The 20228-nt window shown below is 42.5% G+C and carries 19 protein-coding genes; 5 read left to right on the top strand and 14 right to left on the bottom strand.

Features of this window, described 5'->3' with window-relative positions; genetic code table 11:
• Positions 1 to 11 precede the first annotated feature (11 nt).
• The 4 genes from ACNORC_RS11245 (at position 12) to ACNORC_RS11230 (ending at position 3662) form a co-directional block, all read left to right on the top strand.
• On the top strand, positions 12 to 431 hold the full coding sequence (locus ACNORC_RS11245) for a hypothetical protein (RefSeq protein WP_418335739.1): 420 nt from the start codon (positions 12 to 14) through the stop codon (positions 429 to 431).
• Between the two features lie 11 nt (positions 432 to 442).
• Positions 443 to 1141, top strand: a complete 699-nt coding sequence (locus tag ACNORC_RS11240; RefSeq protein WP_418335738.1) for an RluA family pseudouridine synthase — start codon at positions 443 to 445, stop codon at positions 1139 to 1141.
• 43 nt (positions 1142 to 1184) lie between these two features.
• Positions 1185 to 1895, top strand: coding sequence for an energy transducer TonB (locus ACNORC_RS11235; RefSeq protein ID WP_418335737.1), 711 nt, complete (start codon positions 1185 to 1187; stop codon positions 1893 to 1895).
• Positions 1896 to 2234: 339 nt separating this feature from the next.
• On the top strand, positions 2235 to 3662 hold the full coding sequence (locus ACNORC_RS11230; RefSeq protein ID WP_418335736.1) for an FAD-binding oxidoreductase: 1428 nt from the start codon (positions 2235 to 2237) through the stop codon (positions 3660 to 3662).
• An 86-nt stretch (positions 3663 to 3748) separates the two neighbouring features.
• On the opposite strand, the gene argH is transcribed toward ACNORC_RS11230, so the two are convergent.
• From argH to ACNORC_RS11190, 8 genes are read right to left on the bottom strand one after another with little or no spacing between them, the layout of a single operon-like run.
• Positions 3749 to 5029, bottom strand: coding sequence for an argininosuccinate lyase (gene argH / locus ACNORC_RS11225; protein WP_418335735.1), 1281 nt, complete (start codon positions 5027 to 5029; stop codon positions 3749 to 3751).
• Positions 5030 to 5084: 55 nt separating this feature from the next.
• Complete coding sequence (locus ACNORC_RS11220) at positions 5085 to 6155, bottom strand: M20 family metallo-hydrolase (protein ID WP_418335734.1); 1071 nt, start codon at positions 6153 to 6155, stop codon at positions 5085 to 5087.
• Positions 6155 to 6931: an acetylglutamate kinase gene (argB, locus tag ACNORC_RS11215; RefSeq protein ID WP_418335733.1), complete on the bottom strand. Its 777-nt coding sequence runs from the start codon at positions 6929 to 6931 to the stop codon at positions 6155 to 6157. The genes ACNORC_RS11220 and argB overlap by 1 nt, the downstream gene beginning before the upstream one ends.
• On the bottom strand, positions 6928 to 7878 hold the full coding sequence (locus ACNORC_RS11210) for an N-acetylornithine carbamoyltransferase (protein WP_418335732.1): 951 nt from the start codon (positions 7876 to 7878) through the stop codon (positions 6928 to 6930). Before ACNORC_RS11210 ends, argB begins: the two co-directional genes overlap by 4 nt.
• Before the next feature lie 12 nt (positions 7879 to 7890).
• A complete protein-coding gene (locus ACNORC_RS11205; RefSeq protein ID WP_418335731.1) occupies positions 7891 to 9021 on the bottom strand; it encodes an aspartate aminotransferase family protein in 1131 nt (376 codons plus the stop codon).
• A gap of 9 nt (positions 9022 to 9030) precedes the next feature.
• Positions 9031 to 9996: an N-acetyl-gamma-glutamyl-phosphate reductase gene (argC, locus tag ACNORC_RS11200; RefSeq protein ID WP_418335730.1), complete on the bottom strand. Its 966-nt coding sequence runs from the start codon at positions 9994 to 9996 to the stop codon at positions 9031 to 9033.
• Entirely contained in the window at positions 9993 to 11180 is a 1188-nt protein-coding gene (locus tag ACNORC_RS11195) for an argininosuccinate synthase (protein ID WP_418335729.1), read from the bottom strand. Before ACNORC_RS11195 ends, argC begins: the two co-directional genes overlap by 4 nt.
• 29 nt (positions 11181 to 11209) lie before the next feature.
• Positions 11210 to 11842: a GNAT family N-acetyltransferase gene (locus tag ACNORC_RS11190; RefSeq protein WP_418335728.1), complete on the bottom strand. Its 633-nt coding sequence runs from the start codon at positions 11840 to 11842 to the stop codon at positions 11210 to 11212.
• 476 nt (positions 11843 to 12318) lie between these two features.
• On the opposite strand from ACNORC_RS11190, the gene ACNORC_RS11185 reads away from it, so the two are divergent.
• Positions 12319 to 13722, top strand: a complete 1404-nt coding sequence (locus ACNORC_RS11185; RefSeq protein ID WP_418335727.1) for an aldehyde dehydrogenase — start codon at positions 12319 to 12321, stop codon at positions 13720 to 13722.
• Here ACNORC_RS11185 and ACNORC_RS11180 read toward each other — a convergent pair.
• The 6 genes from ACNORC_RS11180 to ACNORC_RS11155 form a co-directional block, all read right to left on the bottom strand.
• Positions 13719 to 15245: a bifunctional GNAT family N-acetyltransferase/carbon-nitrogen hydrolase family protein gene (locus ACNORC_RS11180; RefSeq protein WP_418335726.1), complete on the bottom strand. Its 1527-nt coding sequence runs from the start codon at positions 15243 to 15245 to the stop codon at positions 13719 to 13721. The genes ACNORC_RS11185 and ACNORC_RS11180 overlap by 4 nt on opposite strands.
• A 255-nt stretch (positions 15246 to 15500) precedes the next feature.
• A complete protein-coding gene (locus tag ACNORC_RS11175; protein ID WP_418335725.1) occupies positions 15501 to 16373 on the bottom strand; it encodes a 5-oxoprolinase subunit C family protein in 873 nt (290 codons plus the stop codon).
• The gene (gene pxpB, locus ACNORC_RS11170) at positions 16366 to 17097 is read right to left on the bottom strand and encodes a 5-oxoprolinase subunit PxpB (protein ID WP_418335724.1); all 732 of its coding nucleotides are present in this window, start codon (positions 17095 to 17097) and stop codon (positions 16366 to 16368) included. Before pxpB ends, ACNORC_RS11175 begins: the two co-directional genes overlap by 8 nt.
• The gene (gene pxpA, locus ACNORC_RS11165) at positions 17094 to 17834 is read right to left on the bottom strand and encodes a 5-oxoprolinase subunit PxpA (RefSeq protein ID WP_418335723.1); all 741 of its coding nucleotides are present in this window, start codon (positions 17832 to 17834) and stop codon (positions 17094 to 17096) included. Before pxpA ends, pxpB begins: the two co-directional genes overlap by 4 nt.
• Before the next feature lie 9 nt (positions 17835 to 17843).
• Entirely contained in the window at positions 17844 to 19067 is a 1224-nt protein-coding gene (locus ACNORC_RS11160) for an Nramp family divalent metal transporter (RefSeq protein WP_418335722.1), read from the bottom strand.
• Positions 19064 to 20218, bottom strand: coding sequence for a DUF2891 domain-containing protein (locus tag ACNORC_RS11155; RefSeq protein ID WP_418335721.1), 1155 nt, complete (start codon positions 20216 to 20218; stop codon positions 19064 to 19066). The genes ACNORC_RS11160 and ACNORC_RS11155 overlap by 4 nt, the downstream gene beginning before the upstream one ends.
• Positions 20219 to 20228 lie beyond the last annotated feature (10 nt).

Raw genomic sequence — 20228 nt, 5'->3', positions numbered from 1 at the left:
AGAAGTTTTTGATGAAAATAAAATATTCAAAAAAGCGACTTTATTCCCATCTTTTTTTGGGAGGAATGTTTGCTGTACTTGGTTTCCTTCAGCTACTTGGCCAACCTAATACTCCATGGATAGACTACCTTCAGGTCTTCTGCGGGCTTTTTGCAGTAGGTGCCTATTTCTATGAAAGTCACTTTCAGTATCTAAATATTGATAACGGAATCCTGACAAAAAATACTCTTAGAAAAAAATCACTTCAACTCGACAAGATCGAAAGAATCCAGTCATTCCCGGGAAAGATCAAACTTTTTACTTCCGAAGAAAAGCTGAGCATCAATACCGAACTGATCGATGACGACTCTCGCAAAGATTTGTTGATTAGCTTAGGATCTTTGGAAATTGAGAATAACCCTTTCATTGGCTACTCGCCAAAAACCTCCTAAAAATCCCATTTTTGGAAGATAAGACCCTTTCCACTCCGCAGAACCTGCAGGTATTGTATGAAGACAATCACCTTATCATTGTCAATAAGCGACCGGGAGATATTGTGCAGGGCGACAAGACAGGGGACACTCCTTTAAGTGAGGTGGTGAAGGAATACATTAAGATCAAATACGATAAACCGGGGAATGTTTATTTGGGAGTGGTGCATAGGCTTGACCGGCCAACAAGCGGAATCGTCGTTTTTGCAAGGACCTCTAAAGCGCTTCCACGTCTGAACAAACTTTTCAAGGACAAGGACGCAAAAAAGACATATTGGGCGATCGTTAAAAACGCCCCTCCAAAAAAGCAGGACACGCTTGTTCATTTCATGAAAAGGAATCCGAAGCAAAACAAATCTTACGCCCACATCAACGAAGTACCCGACTCCAAAAAAGCCATTTTGGAGTATCGTCTTCTAAAGAATCTCAACAACTACTTTCTCATGGAGATCGATCTGCAAACCGGCCGGCATCACCAGATAAGAAGCCAGTTGTCTGCAATTGGCTGTCCTATAAAAGGCGACCTAAAATATGGTTTTGACCGAAGTAACAAGGACGGAAGTATTCACCTCCACGCCCGTAGACTTTCTTTTATCCATCCGGTGAAAAAGGAAAAACTGGAAATAGTTGCACCTCCTCCAAAGGATCCTTTGTGGGATGCATGCCTGTGAACATTTCCTGAAAAATGTGTTATTTTTCGAAACATTTCCTCTTATGAAAAAACTTCTCTTCTTCTATTTACTTATTTCCAGCACATATCTGTTTTCCCAGGATACGATCTTTATTGATAGACACTACAAGGAAACTCTGGATAAATCAACTGCAATATTTTATTCGATAAAAGAGAGATCAGCAGAAAACGCTGATGCAGGATATAACCGGTTATACTGGATTTCGGGACAAATAAAAAAGGAAGAATATTTTAGCAGTTTCAAAGAAGAGGTCCTGGAAGGAAAGAAAACTTTGTGGAAGGAAGATGGTAGCCTTTGGACAGAAAGTGAGTATGTTAAAGGTAAGTTACATGGCTATTTGATTTCCTACTGGGAAAACGGACAATTGAAGAGAAAAGACTTATATAAAAAGGGAAAATTAAAAGAAAAGAAGGTTTGGGATAGCACAGGTAAAGCAATTACCTGGTATCCAATGGAAGTGCATCCGAGGTTTCCGGGAGGAAAAAGTGGTCTTGAAAATTATATAAAAGCGAATGCAAAAAAACCCAATGGTGTTGCAGGAGGTAAAGTTGTGGTGGGCTTTGTTATTGATATTGACGGTTCCATTACAGATGTCCGTATCGAAGAAACTTCTTCTTTTGCTCTTAATTTATCAGCTTACAATGTTGTAGCCAAAATGCCGGCATGGAAGCCCGGTGAAAGAGACGGAGAAATTGTGCGGGTAAAGTATTCAATTCCCCTGGTCTTCCGGTAGGTGAAATTTCCCGATACATAAATTTTTGCAATTGTACCTTGCAATAAAACCATCGCGGAAGAAAAAAAAATCAAAAATACTTGCACCTCCTCCACAGGATCCAATTTGGAACGCTTGTTTTTCTTCCTAAAATATTCATTCCCATACCATTATATTATTTCGTACCTTTAAGTTCCTCTCCAAAAGAGTGTTGCGCTTGATCGAATTCTTAATTCGAAGATCTATAGTTCCTTCCGGAACTTCTGGTAAGCCCTCCCAATATATTTTGATTGTAATGCCGGTTGTTTATCCGGAAATGTTACCACAGTTTTATTCCCATTAAACAATAAATTTCATGTTATGATAGATGAAAATGCAATGAAGGAATTCCGTGCCGGTCTAAGAGGAAGTATAATTCAACCGGGTGAAAAGGATTATGAAGAGTCGCGCAAGGTGTACAATGCCATGATCAGTCGTAAACCTAAAATGATCGTGAAATGCGCCGATGTTGCCGATGTTATCTCGGCAGTAAACTTTGCCAGAGAGAACAAAATGTTGCTCTCTATTAGAGGAGGCGGCCATAATGCCGGAGGTCTTGGTGTTTGTGACGATGGACTGGTGATAGACCTTTCCATGATTCGCTATACAAAGGTAGACCTGCACAACAAGACTATTATTGTGGGTGGAGGTAACACCTGGGGAGAAGTTGATCATGCAGCTCATGCCTTTGGAATGGCCACTCCCAGTGGTATTATTTCGACCACCGGTGTAGGAGGATTGACCCTTGGAGGTGGTATGGGATACCTTACCAGGAAATATGGCCTCAGCATCGACAATCTGCTTTCCGTGGACATGGTGTTGGCCGATGGTAATTTTGTTACCGCCAATGCTACTGAAAATAAAGATCTCTTCTGGGCCGTAAGAGGCGGCGGTGGAAATTTTGGAGTAGTTACGGCATTCACCTTCCAACTACATGAAGTAGATGAAGTAGTTGGCGGGCCAATGCTCTACGAATTAAGTGAAACTGAAGAAGTACTTAAATGGTATAGGAAGTTCATCAAATACGCTCCGGATGATCTTTACGGATTTTTCGCGTTTTTGACAGTTCCTCCGGGAGATCCATTTCCCGAGCATCTGCACCTGAAAAAGATGTGTGGAATTGTATGGAACTACACTGGTCCGAAGGAAAAAGCAGAGGAAGTTTTTAAACCGGTTCGGGACTTCAAAAAACCGGCTCTTGATCTGGTTGGGCCACTGCCCTTCCCAGCTTTGCAATCCATGTTCGATCCATTATATCCAAAAGGTATGCAATGGTACTGGCGTGCAGATTTCGTGAATGAAATTCCGGATGAGGCTATAGAAAAGCACAAAGAGTTTGCAGAAAAACTTCCAAGCATGCTTTCTACAATGCACCTCTATCCCATCAATGGGCAGGCTGCACGTATAAATGATAGCGATACCCCATGGAATTACAGGGATGCAACCTGGTCTATGGTAATCGTTGGTGTGGATCCAGATCCTGCAAATGCAGAAAAGATCACCAAATGGACCAAGGATTACTATGATGCGCTACATCCATATTCAGCCGGTGGTGCCTATGTTAACTTTATGATGGACGAGGGTGAAGACCGGGTGAAAGCCACCTATGGCAAGAACTATGACCGTCTTGTTCAAATCAAGAACAAATATGATCCAAAGAACCTCTTCTGTATAAATCAGAATATAAAACCTTCTTTGGAAACCCAAAATGAAGCAGAGGCAGAAGCTGAAGGTCCTGTACTCGCTTGATCATTGATCAGTCAAGAAAAAGGTCCGGAAAAATCCCCTTTTTGAAGGGTATACTTCCGGACCTTTAAATTTATGTATAAAACTGATTACCTCAGATTCTTTTTCTTTTCCGCGATCTTATCGAGAGCAAGATTGTCCTTACTTCCTATGTGGGAGTGGCTTTTTAGATCTGTAGGTTCATAGGTGCCATTTTGTACCTGTTCCCCTATTTGTTTATAAGCGTCCCTGAAAGAACTTCCCTGCACCACCAGGTCATTTATACTGCCTACGGTAAAGAGGTATTTGTATTTTTCATCTTTCAGGTCAACATCCTTCACGATTATGAGACCAATAGAATATGTAAATACATCAAGGATCTCTTTCATGCTCTCAACCGCGTAAATACTGTTCTCTTTTATCAGCTGAAGATCTCTGTGGTATCCGCTTGGAAGATTGTTAGTGATAAGTATCATTTCATTAGCGATCGCCTGTAACTTGTTACATTTTCCCCTGACAAGTTCAAAAACATCCGGGTTCTTCTTATGAGGCATGATACTGGAACCGGTAGTAAGTTCGTCGGGAAAGCTTATGAAGTCAAAATTCTGACTCATATAAAGGCAGATATCCATAGCAAATCTTGACAGGGTGTTTGCCAGGGAAGCAATATTGGAGGTCACTGTCCGCTCACATTTACCTCTGCTCATTTGAGCGGCTACTACATTGTATTTTAAAGTGGAGAATCCAAGTTCTTTGGTAGTGAATTCTCTGTCAATAGGAAATGATGATCCATAACCTGCCGCCGACCCCAAAGGATTCTGATCAACGATCTTCAAACCTGCTTCCAGTAAATACAGGTCGTCTATCAGTATTTCGGCGTAAGCTGAAAACCATAAGCCGAAAGAAGAAGGCATTGCCACCTGCAGGTGAGTGTATCCCGGCAATAAGTTATCCTGGTGTTTTTCAGCAAGCCCTAAAAGGATATCTATTAATTCGGAAGTTTTTCCGGAAATTTCCTGCAGATTCTCCTTGAAGTACAACTGCATGGCAACCAAAACCTGGTCATTCCTGGATCGTGCGGTATGTATCTTTTTACCGGTATCACCCAATGCCCTGGTTAGCTCAAATTCAATTTTTGAATGCACATCTTCAAAATCCTTTTCGATTTGAAAGCTTCCAAACTCCACTTGCTGCTGAAGTTTTTCAAGTTCAGAAAGTATAGCATTCACTTCTTCGGTGTCAAGAATTCCGATTTTCCCAAGCATTTTTGCGTGGGCAGCCGAGGCAATGAGATCATACTTCGCCAGATGCATATCCAGTTCCCTGTCGTTTCCAACCGTGAATTTTTCTATTTTTTGATCGATAGATATTCCTTTGTCCCAGAGTTTCATATTTATACTATTTAGATCTCACAGGTCATCGAGACCTGTGAGATCTGTTAAAATTTTATTTCTTTACCGCCTTTTCCAACAGCTTAATATACTTCTCTATTCCCTCCTCTATTTCCCTCACAAAGATGAATTCATCTGCGGAATGAGATCTGGTGGAGTCCCCGGGCCCCAGTTTTAAGGATGGGCAACTCAGCATGGCCTGGTCAGACAGGGTTGGCGAACCATACGTGTTCATTCCCAGAGACACTCCTGCTTTCACCAGTTCATGATCCAACGGGATGGAGGAAGAATTTAACCGAAGTGATCTGGCTGTTATACTTTCTACCGGAGCATTTTTCTGCAGGACCTCTTCGATCTCCTTATTGGAATACTGGTCATTTACCCTCACATCGATCACAAGCTCTACCTGTCCCGGCACTACATTATGCTGACTTCCGGCATTTATCTGAGTTACGGTAAGTTTTACTTCTCCCAATACTTCTGATTTCTTTTCAAACTTAAACTCCTCAAACCACTTCAAAACATCCGCTGTCTTATAAATGGCGTTATTATTATTGGGATGCGCCGCATGCGAAGGCGTACCTTTAACCACCGCGTCAAAAACGACCAGTCCCTTTTCAGCGATCGCCAGATCCATTAAAGTTGGCTCTCCCACTATCGCGACATCTATCTTCGAAATGACAGGTAAAAGAGAGGCAATTCCGTTCTTGCCATTGATCTCCTCCTCGGCTGTACCTGCAAAAAGCAGATTGTATTCCAGATCTTCAGCTACATAGAACCAGGTGAATGTTGCCAGAAGTGAAACCAGACAGCCACCGGCATCATTACTTCCCAGCCCATAGAGTTTCCCGTTCTCGACCCTGGCCTCAAAAGGATCTCTTGTATATCCTGAATTAGGTTTTACCGTATCATGATGAGAATTCAAAAGCAAGGTAGGTTTTAGAGGATCAAAGTTCTTGTTGACCGCCCACACATTATTCAAGTAGCGTTCGAAAGGAATGTTTCTGCTCTTAAACCACTTTTCTAAATGACCTGCCGTTCCTTCTTCCTCTCCCGAAAAAGATTGGGTTTGGATAAGGTCTTTCAGTAATTCTATCGCTTCCTGTTGTAGATTTTTAAGTTTCATTACTTCACGATTTCAGTGGCGTTTGCATTTTCAGTTATTACCCGGGCATCGCCTAAAAAGATCTTCTGCACCCCATTTTCAAGGGCTTCAAAACAATTAAGGAGCTTGGGTAACATACCGTCAGTTATAGCTTTCTGATCCAGCAGATCCTGATACTTCTTTTTATCTAGAGTGTTTATTACCGAATTTTCATCCATAGAATTTGCCAAAACCCCCTTTTTCTCAAAACAGTAATAAAGTTCTGGATCGTAGTTTTCACTTAGTGACTTTGCTAATTCCGCAGCTACAGAATCGCCATTCGTATTCAACAGTTCACCTTCCCTTGTACAGGAAATAGCTGAAAATACCGGCACCATACCCTGCTCCAAAATGGAAGAAATAAAATCTGAATTCACCACTTCAATGTCTCCAACATATCCAAAATCTATTTCCTTTACTTCTCTTTTTTTAGAAATAATACTCCTGCCGTCGGCACCGCATAAGCCTATAGAATTTACATCCAGAGCCTGCAATTTTGCCACTATGCGCTTATTGATAAGGCCGGCGTACGTCATTACGATCACTTTTAAGGAATTGGCATCTGTAATTCTTCGGCCATCGATCATTTTAGTTTCATAGCCAAGCTTTGAGGCTATTTCCGTAGCCATGTTTCCTCCTCCGTGAACCAGTATTTTCAGGCCTTCGAGCTTTGAGAAATCTGAAAGAAAAGCCTGCAACTTACTCTCATCTTCAATAAGCTTTCCTCCTACTTTTACAATCTTTAATGTCTTTTTCATTTCTTACTGTTTTCCAGGATTCTCTTTAATACAGCCTGGGCAGCAAAAGTTCTGTTGCCTGCCTGTTGAATGACCACGGAATTTTTTCCGTCTAAAACCTCATCAGCAATAACCACATTCCTTCTTACCGGAAGACAGTGCATTACTTTTGCTTCATTGGTAAGACCCAGTTTTTTATTATCAAATGTCCAGCTCGGATCTTCACTCAATATCTTTCCATACTGCTCATAACTGCTCCAGTTCTTGACATATACAAAATCCGCGTCTTTTAAAGCTACTGCCTGATCGTGAACAACCGGGGTGTTTTTAGTAATTGCTAGATTAAGATCATAACCTTCAGGATTTGTGATCACCAGGTCCACATCCATTTTTTGCATTACTTCCACAAATGAATTAGGCACTGCCTGTGGCAACGCGCGTGGATGAGGTGCCCATGTTAGAACCACCTTCGGCTTTTTCTCGCCTCTCAGTTCAGAAATAGTCATAGCGTCGGTAAGCGCCTGTAAAGGATGACCTGTAGCGCTTTCCAGATTGACGACAGGAACTGTAGCATATTTTTTGAAACCTGCCAATACCACATCAGCTTCATCTTTTTCACGATCTACCAGTCCGGGAAAAGCCCTCACAGCTATAATATCGCAATATTGAGAAAGCACTGCCGCAGCTTCTTTGATGTGCTCTGCCTTATTGGAATTCATTACGGCCCCATCTTCAAACTCAAGAGCCCATCCATCCTTGTCAGCATTCATGACCATCACTTCCATTCCGAGCAATTTTGCGGCTTTTTCGGTGCTTAAGCGGGTACGAAGGCTGGGGTTAAAAAACAGCATCCCCAAAGTCTTTCCTTTTCCGATTTCAGCTGCGGAATTCTGCTTCTTTAGTTCCCTGGCTTCAAGGATCAACTCTTCTAAATTCTCAATATCTTCTAAACTTGTGTAGTTCTTCATTTTCTAATGCTATTAGTTGTTCAGGGCTTTTTTCAAAGCATCAAAGAACTCATTAAAATGCTCTTTTTGAATATTCAGTGGCGGCAGGATCCTCAATAATTTTTTATTAGAGGCAGCACCCGTAAAAACCCTATGTTCAAAAAGAAGTTTCTTTCTTAAGGCAGCGACCTCAAAATCAAATTCAAGACCTATCATTAAGCCCCTGCCTTTCAATTTCTTTATCTGCGGAATTTCAGCAGCTCTTTCTTTTACGTACTGAATCAACTTTTCCGCATTTTCGAGCAGGTTCTCATCTTTTAAAATATCCAGCACTGCAATTCCGGCAGCACAGGCCAGGTGGTTTCCTCCGAAGGTGGTTCCCAGAAATCCATGTTTAGGCTGAATCGAAGGACTCACCAGGATCCCTCCAACAGGAAACCCATTGCCCATTCCTTTTGCTACGGAAATTATATCAGGTTTAATTCCGTGTTTCTGAAAAGCGAAAAAATCTCCTGTCCTTCCATAACCACACTGAACTTCATCTGCTATCAATAAAGCTTCATGTTTCTTGCACAGATCTGAAACTGTCCGGATAAATTCCGAAGAAGCTTCTTCCAGCCCTCCTACTCCCTGGATGACCTCAAAAATAACAGCTGCGACATCCTCTTTTTGAAGTTCTTTTTCAAGAACTTCAACATCTTCAAAAGCGAGTTTTGTCACCGAATGCTGTTGATTGAAAGGTGCCTTGATCGATTCATTGTCGGTTACTGCCACTACCCCTGAAGTTCTTCCGTGAAAAGCATTTTCGAAATAGATAACCCGGCTTTTTCCTGTGTGGAAAGACGCAAGCTTCAAAGCATTCTCATTAGCTTCAGCACCTGAATTACACAAAAACAGTTTATATTCTGAGCATCCAGATAAGTCACCCAGCTTTTTAGCCAGTTCTTCCTGTAAAGGATTTTTAACCGAGTTGGAATAAAATCCCAACTTTTCAACCTGCTCTCCCAGGGCCTTTACATATTTTGGATGCGCATGTCCCACAGAGATCACCGCATGGCCACCATAAAGGTCAAGGTATGCTGTGTTGTTTTCATCATACACATAGGCTCCCTTCCCTTTTACTGGGGTAATATCATAAAGCGGATATACATCAAATAATTCCATAATCTTCGTTTAAAAATAACTGGCTTTCAACTGCAGGCCCTGGTTTTCAGGAAAGCCAAACATCAGGTTCATATTCTGTACTGCCTGGCCAGAAGCTCCTTTTAAGAGGTTATCAAGTACACTTGTGATAAGAAGGTTGTTTCCGAACTTTTGCAATCTTATAAGACACTTATTGGTGTTTACCACCTGCTTTAAATGCACTTCTCCCTCTGTTACAAAAGTAAAAGCGGCCTCTTCGTAGGCTTTTTGGTAGACTTCTTTGGCTTCTTCCACGCTCCCCTCAAAATGAGTATAAGCGGTACAATGAATTCCCCTTGAAAAATTCCCCCTGTTTGGAATAAAATTCAGAGTAGATCCAAAGTCAGGCTGTAATTTCTTCACGCTCTGATTGATCTCTCCCAAATGCTGATGTTCAAAAGCCTTGTAGGATGAATAGTTATTGTCTCTCCATGTAAAATGTGTAGTTTCAGACAGGGAGGTTCCCGCGCCGGTAGCGCCAGTTACCGCATTTATATGCACATCTTCCTGTAGCAGGTCATTTGCTGCCAACGGCAGAATTGCGAGACTGATCGCTGTGGCAAAACACCCCGGATTGGCAATAAAATTTGCATCGATGATCTTTTCCCTGTTGAATTCCGGTAAGCCGTAAACAAAGGAATGGTTTTCAGCAGCTATCCTGTAATCGGTACTCAGGTCGACGATCTTTGTTTTATCTGAAAAAGTATTATCATTCAAAAATTTCACAGAATTTCCATGACCCAGGCACAAAAAGACAACATCTGCTTCCGGATTTATTTCCCCGCTAAAAATGAGGTCTGTTTCACCTGTTAGATCCTGGTGGATCGAACTAACCGGTTTCCCTGCCTGGGATGTGCTGTATATGAAATTCAGGTTTACTTCAGGGTGTCTTAGAAGAATTCTTATAAGTTCCCCTGCCGTATAGCCGGCGCCTCCTATAATTCCTGCTTCTATCATAATTCCTGTTTTACGTGTTGATAGATCTTTCCGGAATTTGAAAGTATCTTAATGAATCCTTTGGCATCATTCGCTGTCCAGGCATTGTTCTCTTCTCCATACTTTCCGAAGCCGCTATTCATTAGATCATACTGAGATTCTATACCGTCAAGTACGAACCTGTAAGGGTGTAAGGTTAAAAATACCGTGCCGCTCACCTGCGCCTGGGAACTTTGTAAAAAGGTTTCAAAATCCCGCATTACAGGATCCAGATATAAACCTTCATGCAGGTGCATTCCATACCAATTAGCTACGTAATCCTTATGTTGCAGCTGCCATTTGCTCAGGGTGTGTTTTTCCAGCAAATGGTGCGCTTTTATGGTAATAAGAGCGGCTGCGGCTTCAAAACCGACTCTTCCCTTGATCCCAATAATGGTATCGCCCACGTGTATATCTCGGCCAATGGCAAACTTAGATGCGATGTTTTCAAGGATCTCGATATTTTTCTCAGGGGAATTTGCCGTGCCGTTTACTGCAGTTAACTCTCCTTTGGTAAAGCCAAGACTAATTTGTTTAGGCTCCTGTTCCTGAAGTTGTGACGGGTAAGCACTTTCGGGCAGGGGCTTTTCTGAAGTAAGCGTTTCGGCTCCCCCCACACTGGTTCCCCACAGACCTTTATTGACCGAATATTTGGCCTTCTCCCAGTTCATGTCAACGCCATTGGCCTTAAGGTATTCTATCTCCTCCTGTCTGCTGAGTTTTTTGTCTCGAATGGGGGTTATGATCTCAATATCAGGTGCAAGGGTTTGAAATATCATATCAAATCTCACCTGGTCGTTTCCGGCACCGGTGCTGCCGTGCGCGATATATTTTGCACCTATTTTCTTGGCATGGTTCACGATCTCGATCGCCTGAATGATCCTTTCGGCACTCACCGATAAGGGATAGGTGTCATTTTTCAATACGTTCCCAAAAATGAGATATTTCACCACCTTTTGGTAAAAGGAAGAAACCGCATCGATATTGGTATAAGAGGTCGCTCCTATTTTTTGGGCATTGCTCCCTATCTTTTCAATTTCTTCTGAAGAAAATCCTCCGGTATTTACGCTCACGGCGTGCACTTCAAAATTCTCTTCTTTTGATAAATATTTGGCGCAGTAGGAAGTATCCAATCCACCGCTATATGCTATTACTACTTTTTCCATTTTATAAAATTTTGTTTTACAGGAAGAATTTAGCTTACCGCTTTTTCCTTCTCTTTCTTGTAAAAAAGTGTTTGTTTAATACTCTTTAATCTCTTAAAAGCCTTTTCATTAAGCTTTTCTCTCTTTTCGAGAGGTTTCTTTTTTGCAGGGTCGTAAAGCATGCCGGTACACAGGCACATCTTGCGCTCGGTACGGGTAAGAATATCAAAGTTCTTACAGGTTTGACAACCGCTCCAGAAGGTCTCATCATCGGTAAGTTCAGAGAATGTTACCGGTTGATATCCCAGCTCATAATTGATCTTCATCACCGCAAGACCTGTAGTGATCCCAAAGATCTTCGAGTTTGGATATTTTTTCCTTGACAGCTCAAAAATGGCTTTTTTGATGTCCTTTGCAAGCCCCTGATTTCTAAAATCAGGATGCACGATCAGTCCCGAATTGGCTACGAATTTCTCATGACTCCAGATCTCGATGTAACAGAAACCCGCGAACTTTTCCCCGTCTAAAGCAATGATAGCATTGCTATTAGACATCTTTTTAAGGATGTACTCGGGGCTTCTTTGGGCAATACCGGTCCCGCGAACCTTTGCCGATTCTTCCATCGTGTCACAAATGATCTCCGCATACTTTGCATGAGATTCGTTAGCAATGACAATTTTCATATGCTAAAAATTTTAAGTAAAAAGATTAATAATGATTCTAAAGGGGGAACCGGACTCACCTAAGTTCCAGAAAATCAAGCGCGCACAAACGTGCGACGGAGGCCAATACGGCGCCTAAAAGAATATTCAGGAGAGATCCTGAAAATAAACACTAAAACTATGTGGGAAAAATGACTCAATATGGTAAACTCAAATAATAAACACTACGACGAAAGGACAATTATCCTTACCTGCGACGGTTGTATAACCGGCGCCTTAATAGCGGTCTTATTATTTGAAGTATTGAATTCACGGGGGTAAAAATATATTTTATTTTAATACCAAAACAAAAACTTGCTTTAAAATTAGAAGGAACACCTGTTAAAATATAATTATCTGAGGTTCTGATGGTTATTCACGCCATTTCTACACATCAATATTTTGCTTCTCATTAGGCGTGAATGTTGTATTTTGGGACTTCTCATAGCAATGCATCCATGAAAAAAGAAAATTTTACTCCTTCCGCAGAAAATATTCCTCAGTTAATGCAACTCCAAAAAACCTTTTTTGAAGGGGGAGGCACCAGGGATATTAAAATCAGAATAGAAAAACTGAATGCTTTAAAAGAGGTGATCGAGGCAAGGGAAGCCGAAATTTGTGATGCTTTGTGTAAGGATTTTCAAAAGCCGGAATTTGAAACCGTGGTCACTGAAACCTCCTTCATCATCAGTGAATTAAAGTACATCATCAAAAATCTTGAAAAGTGGGCAAAGCCTGAAAAGGTGAAGAGCAGCTGGATCAATTTCCCTTCTTCAGATTATATTTATTCTGAACCCTATGGAAGCGTGCTCGTCCTTGCCCCCTGGAATTATCCTTTTCAACTGAAAGTTTCTCCCGCTATTGGAGCTATTGCTGCCGGCAATACGGTAGTGCTAAAGCCCAGTGAATATTCTCCTTATACAGCAGATATCGTTGAAAAGATTTTTGCGGAAGTTTTTGAACCCGAATGGGTAAGTGTGGTGCAGGGCGAGGTAGAAGTATCTCAGCGGCTACTGGAAGAGAAATGGGATTACGTTTTCTTTACCGGAAGTGTGCCGGTGGGCCGGAAAGTATCGGAAGCGATTGCTCCCAACTTAACCCCGGCCACCCTGGAATTGGGAGGAAAAAGTCCGTGTATCGTTCACAGATCTGCAAAGATCGATCTGGCAGCTAAAAGAATAGTTTGGGGAAAATTCATTAACGCCGGACAAACCTGCATTGCGCCTGACTACCTTCTGGTAGATGCCGCGATAAAAACCGAGTTCTATTCCGCTTTAAAAAGGGAAATTACAGCCGCTTTTGGAGAAGATCCACAACGCTCACCAGACCTGGCCCGAATTGTCAACAGAAAGAACTTCGACAGGCTCGAGCACCTTCTGAAAGGTCAAAATTGCATTGCGGGCGGTGAAACTGATGCCGAATCCCTCTATATCGCTCCAACAGTTCTTGATGAACCCGGACTGGAAGCAGAGGTTATGCAGGATGAGATCTTTGGTCCTATACTTCCGGTGCTTTCCTATAATTCAGAAGAAGACATTCAGAAAATGATCAATCATTTCCCGAAGCCGCTGTCGCTCTATGTTTTTTCCGAAGAAAAGAAATTTTCCGAAATGATCCTCCAAAAATACAGTTTTGGAGGCGGAGCCATAAACGATGTTCTGGTTCACATCGCCAATAAGAATCTGCCTTTTGGAGGAGTGGGAAACAGTGGGTTTGGTGCTTATCACGGCAAATACTCTTTTGACACCTTCTCGCATAAAAAGAGTATCAGCAAGCGCGGAACCTGGATAGATCCTCCTATTCGGTATGCTCCTTATTCCGGAAAATTAAAGCTGGTAAAAAAACTTTTGAAGTACCTCTAAGGCTTTTTCTTTTTAAGGGAATACAGGTCGAGCCTTCTATCAGTAAGGTTACGTACACTTCCAAAAGCATGTAATTCTTTCAGAAGATCCAGGTCCACATCAACCAGTAACGTACTCTCTGTGTTAGGAGTAGCTTCCGCCTTAATTCCGTTCACCGGAAATGAAAAGTCTGATGGCGTAAATACCGCACTCTGCGCGTACTGAATATCCATGTTATTAACCTTCGGAAGATTCCCCACAGATCCGGCTATAGCTACATAACATTCATTTTCTACTGCCCGGCTCTGCGCGCATAAACGCACCCTGGAATACCCGTTCTGTGTATCGGTCATGAAAGGCACAAAAAGAATGTTCATTCCTTCATCTGCCAGTATCCTGGAGGCTTCCGGAAATTCCACATCGTAACAGATGAGTACACCAATTTTTCCGCAGTCGGTGTCCATCGTCTGCAGTTTTGAACCACCTTTCATTCCCCAGGCTGAACCTTCAGCAGGAGTGATGTGGAGTTTTTCATAGCGCTCGTAACTACCATCCCTTCGGCACAAATATCCGACGTTGTACATATGTTCGCCAATGATCTGCGGCATACTACCGGTAATGATATTTATGTTGTAGGTAATGGCGAAATCGACAAAGGTTTCCAGTAGTTTATCCGTATAAGAAGCGAGGGATCGTATTGCTTCAGCTTCGTTCAAATGATTATAATCGGCCATTAGAGGCGCGTTGAACAACTCCGGAAAAAGGATGAAATCACTTTGGTAATCACTCACTGCATCCACGAAGAATTCGATCTGAGATACCAGCGCATCAAAATTCTTAAAAAGACGCATCTGCCACTGCACCAGTCCAAGTCTCACTACCGTTTTTTGAGTGTGGATCAACTTGTCCGGCTTTGTGTAATAGATATTATTCCACTCCATAAGAGTGGCGAATTCCTTGCTTTCATGATCTCCTGCCAGGTAGCCCTTGATCACCTTCTTCACGTGGAAATCATTGGACAGCTGAAAAGAAAGCACCGGATCATGGATTTCCTTGATCTTGACCTTTTCAATATATTGTTTGGGAGTAAGTTCTTCAGCGTAATCAGAATAATTCGGGATACGGCCACCAAAAATGATCGATTTGAGGTTAAGCTGTTCACACAATTCTTTACGAGCCTCGTACAACCTGCGGCCGAGTCTCATTCCGCGGTACTCGGGGTGAATAAAGACATCAATACCGTAAAGCACATCCCCATTCTTGGTGTGAGTGGAAAAATTCTCCCCGCCCGTGATCTTTTCATAGGTATGGTTGTCATCATATTTGTTGTAGTCAACAATGATGGACAGCGCACAGCCTGCGATCTTCTCATCTATGATGATACAGAACTGGCCTTCGGGGAATTTCTTAATAAGGGTTTTGATCTCCTGCTCGCTCCAATATTCGTTGGCCAAAGAACCGTAGCTCTCCATCATGGAGATCTTCAGCTCTTTATAGTCTTTAATACTCAGGTTGCGTAACTCTATTTTCGCGGAATCTATCACTTGCAATTTTTTTACGAAGATATCGCTTTAAAAATATCTTTTAAAATGTCCTCATCATTTGAGCTTCAGCTTTAGCCTTTGTTTTAGAAATGCGGCACATTATTCAACATATTCTTAACACAAAATCGCATAAATGCTATTTGTCATCTTTTTGCCTGGAGGATTTAATTACCTTCGGGCAGTTCAATATCTGAACAAAAAAAGGTGCCTGGCGCCTGTTAAGGCCATAATTAGTGTAGGGTTAAAGTTAGGTCTTCAGGTTGCCGGCACCTTGAATTTTTCGGATAGCACGAATTCAACCTGTTCTCCCCATACTTTTTGCGCCAGGATATTTATTCCTTTTTCGCTTACCTGAAGCACCCTGGGATATCCGCCTGTAGTTTGGGCATCTCTCATAAGTACTATGAGCTTTCCTGAAGGAGTTAATTGCACCGTCCCCGGAATCACAGGGCCGGTAAGGATTGGCTGGAGTTTATTTGAAACTTCTTCTGTCAACTGAATGGCCATTCTATTGTTGTTCCTGTCTATTGAAAAAGGGGTTTTTAAGAGGTTGCTTTTTTCTTCTGCGGAAAGCTGATCAAATTCAGGCCCGGGAAAGACCTCCAGTTGTCGATCCTCCATGTATTCTGCAGGTTTCACCACTACCCTGGTCTGTTCCGCGTTTTCTGAAGTTGGAGCAATGGCTAATCGCATTCCTTTCTCCAGTTTTTCGGAAGCAGTGAGATCCTGATAGAAACTCCGGCTGTGAAGCACTTCTTCGGTGAGGAAACCACCTTTGACAGCCAAATAGGCTCTGCAACCAGTTTTTCGGCGCCCAAAGCTTAGCACGTCTCCAATCTTCACCTGATAAATCCTGTTATTCTCAACCGGATTGTCGTTCAAAAAAGGTGAAAGCTCTGCTCCTGTAATGACGATCTTAGTAGGATCCAAAAATCGCATTTTTGGGCCCTGTTGTGTCATTTCAAGCACCGCAGCATCCGGAGAATTCTGAAGCAGGAGATTCGCCATTCCGGCTGCGAAGGAATCCATGGCGCCACTTTGGGGTACACCAAATTTCCGATACCCGTTCCTGCCCTTATCCTGAATGCTGGAAAATAACCCGGGATGTAAGATCTCCACTTCAGCCATTGTATTTCTCTTTTTTGAATCTGAAGTTACCCTTCATCACCTCCTCGGAAATCTGTTGATGTTCCTCTTTGCTCACCGAATAAAATTTCAACTTATCGCCCGCCGAAAATTCACAAGGCGGATCTATTTTTTTATCAAAAAGAGGAACCGGGGAATTGCCAATTATTTGCCATCCCCCCGGACTCATTTTTGGATAGATTCCCGTCTGTTTTTCCCCTATTCCAACCGCCCCTTTTTGGACCCTCAACCGGGGTTCATTTTTACGGGAAATATGAAGCCGTTCATCCAGTCCTCCCAGGTATAAAAATCCCGGTAGGAATCCGATGAAATAGAGAGTATAAATTGGTGCCGTATGAAGGTCGATCAACTCCTCAAAAGTGAGCTTTTTTTGAGTGGCTACCAATTCAAGATCGGGTGCAAATTCTTCCTCGTAACACACCGGAACATGAAATAAATTCCTTTCAATATTTTTTTCTATATTCGCCTTCTCTAATAGCTGTTTTATTAGAAAAAACTCCCCATAGATATCTTCTATTGTGTTGCGGTAAGTGATTAATAATGAACTGTATGTGTTCGTTATTTCAACCTCTTGTTTAAGTAAATTTTCTTCCAGGACATTTTTAAGGATCAGGATCTTCTGAAGCAAATTTTCACTGATCTCCGGTTCAAATTCGAGCAGAATTGCCCGCTCCCCCATTCTCTTAATTACCGGAAATTTATTCATGAATTGTGTTTGATCCTGATATTTTCAGCCCAGAATTTTTCGTGCAAAAACTTCAGGATCTCAACCGAATTTGGAGTGTCACTGTGAAGACAAAAAGTGGTCGCATCGCAGTCAATTTTCTGGCCATTATGGCACACTATCTTCCCTTCAGAAACCATTGAAAAAAGATGTTTAAAAACATGTTCTTTTTGAGTGATGAGTGCATGTGGATCTTTGCGGCTCACAAGGCTGTAATCTGTATTGTAATTCCTGTCTGCAAAGGCTTCAAAAATGACCTTTACTTTCCCTTCTGCCAATCGTGCAATCACGGAATTTTTTGGCGCATACAAAGGCAGCGGATCATCAAATTCCAAGATAGCATCCAGGATAATCTGTGCGATCTTTTCATCTTTTTGAGCATCATTGTAAAGAGCACCGTGGGGTTTGACATGTGTAAGTTTTGTGCCTTCGGCTTCTGCAATTTGCTTTAGACTTAAAATCTGGGCCTCTATAGATCTGTGCAGTTCTTTTGCTTCAATTTGCAAACTCTTTCTTCCGAAGTTCTCCTTATCGGGATAAGAAGGGTGAGCGCCAATCTCCACATTGTGTTCCATGGCGAGATCTACAGTGTGGTGCATGGAATCCAGAGTCCCGGCATGCCCGCCGCAAGCGATATTACAGGCAGAAATAAGCGGCATTAAGTCTTTGTCATACTTTCCGCCTTCTCCCAGGTCACAATTAATATGTATTTCTTTCATGTTGCAGATTTATAATGCTCCCAATACGCTAAGGATCGATTTGGCACCTAAAAAAACAGTGATCAAAATGATCGCGATTCCCAGTGCATTTTGCAGCTTCGTGTTTCGGTGTTCTCCCATGAGAGAGGTACGGTTCACCACCCAGAACAGGAAAACTGCAATTACAGGCAATAAGATCCCGTTGGCTACCTGCGCAAACTGAATGATGGTCACCGGTTTGAGGCCCAGGGAAGAAAATATCATTCCGAGTATCAAGACAGAAGACCACACCATTTTGAACTTACCTGAAGTTAATCCTTTTTTCCATCCCAAACAACCTTTCACCACATATGCTGCCGCCAGCGGAGCTGTGATTGAAGATGTAATTCCTGCAGAAAATAAACCCACTGCAATGAACCAGGTGGCATATTCACCAAATAAAGGTTCGAGTCCCGCGGCAAAATCGGCTGCATTGGAGACATTTTGAACGCCTGAAGCGGCTGCTGTAATGACAATGGCCATGGAAACAATTCCGCCAAGACTAATGGCCCAAAAAAGCTCTTTTCGGGCTATCTTCAAAAAACCCGGCCCCTTCCATTTTTCACTGACAATTGAGGAATGTAAAAAGAGGTTATAAGGGACCACCGTAGTGCCTATTAATGCCATGACGGTCAATATACCGGCAGATCCTTCCGAAGGGATAAAAAGCCCCTTCAGCATTGCCAGAAGATCAGGTTTTGTGAGGAAGGCTGTGATGATAAAGGAAAGGCTCATGATCCCTACCAGGGCTATGAATACTCTCTCCAGGACCTTATAATTTCCGATAGCTAAAATTATAAAAGCAATAAGACTGATGATAAAACTCCAAAAGTCGATCGAAAAGATGCCGGTCTCCCACACAATTTTTGGCGCAATTGCCGAGATTCCCAACACAGCACCGGTAATATTCCCCGCCTCGTAAGCCGCATTTCCAACTACGATTGCGGCAAATACAAGAACAATGGCTGCAACTCTAAAAAGGGGAATTTTGATCTCCTCCCGAATTACCTCACTAAGACCCTTTTGAGTAATGATGCCAAGCCGGGCGGCCATTTCCTGAAGCACCAGACAGGCAATTATTGAAAGCAGGAGAGCCCATAGCAAGGCAAAGCCAAAATTCACACCTGCCAACGTACAAACGGTGACGGTTCCGGGACCAATAAAGGCTGCCGACACCAGTACTCCCGGACCTACATTTTTAAACCAGGATCTCACTTCTCCTGTATACTTTGCTGAAGGGCGTAAAGTGCAAAAGTTCCCAGCCAGTGACCTCCTTCATAAGTATCTCCTACGAGGTTTGGAAAGGAATAAGCCACATGCTCATTCGCCAGCGGTTTTAAATGACCGTATTTCTTCGGATATTTATTTGCAAGTCCATACATCACCCATGCACGACTAAAGTTGAGCCCGTCGAGATGCACCAGTTTTCCATCGCTGCGATCGGAAACCTCTGCCACTTCTAGGTCGAAATCTTTATTCTTGAGCTGAGGCATAAAATCTTCCATCCATAGGCGGAAAGCATTTTCGGGCAGCACCCTTCTCATGATATCGATCTCTTCGAAACATGGGGAAAGAAAATCAAATCCGCTGGGCTCCCAGGTCAATGGGCAATTGTCATCTGTAAGATAAAAGTCCTTAGCCCTTTTTTCAATCAGCATCTTAAGGTCTTCCTTTTCGGTTGCTTTGGCATAATCGTGAGCAAGAGACAAAGCAAAAGCAGTATTGGTATGTTCTCCCACCCGGATCGGGTACTTTAGTTTAGGTAGGAAATCTTTGAACTTATCTACTATCAAATTGGTGAGCGGCTGCAGGTTTTGCTCCAGTTCTCTCGCTAAAGGATCATCCCAGGTGTGAAGTTCTTCAGCCAGTTTGAGTAACCATGCCCAACCGTACGTCCTTTCGTAAGAATCCTCCTGTTCATTACTGAAGTAAGCCACTTCCTGTCTTATATTTTCTTCGGAAAGGCTTTGTTGTAGCTTTTCACGGATCTCTTCTTCTTTTTTGAGGTCCGGAAACCTTTTTAGCAGACTTACCAGCGCCCAATGGCCATGAACAGAAGAATGCCAGTCAAAACATCCGTAGAAAGCCGGATGCAACTCCTTTGGTTCTCCTATTTCAGATTTATTTGCAAGGGTTTGGTTCAGTTTATTAGGATACTCCACATTAATGCAATCCAGCGGAAGCTGAGCCAGTTTGTTGGCTTGCTCCAACGTTAAGGTTACCGGTTTTACCTCGGTAAGCATTCCGGCGGCTTTATCCACCAGCGTAGAGTCTTCATTGTTTGTTACTCCATCTTCGGGAGCCTCATCGTTCCCTTTGCAATTCATTAAAGCCATAGCGGCGAAAATCAGGATTAATTTTTTCATTTAATTGTAG

The sequence above is a fragment of the Salinimicrobium soli genome (genome assembly GCF_048323655.1).
Taxonomy (GTDB): domain Bacteria; phylum Bacteroidota; class Bacteroidia; order Flavobacteriales; family Flavobacteriaceae; genus Salinimicrobium; species Salinimicrobium soli.
This window is presented reverse-complemented; position numbering and strand designations above follow the sequence as displayed.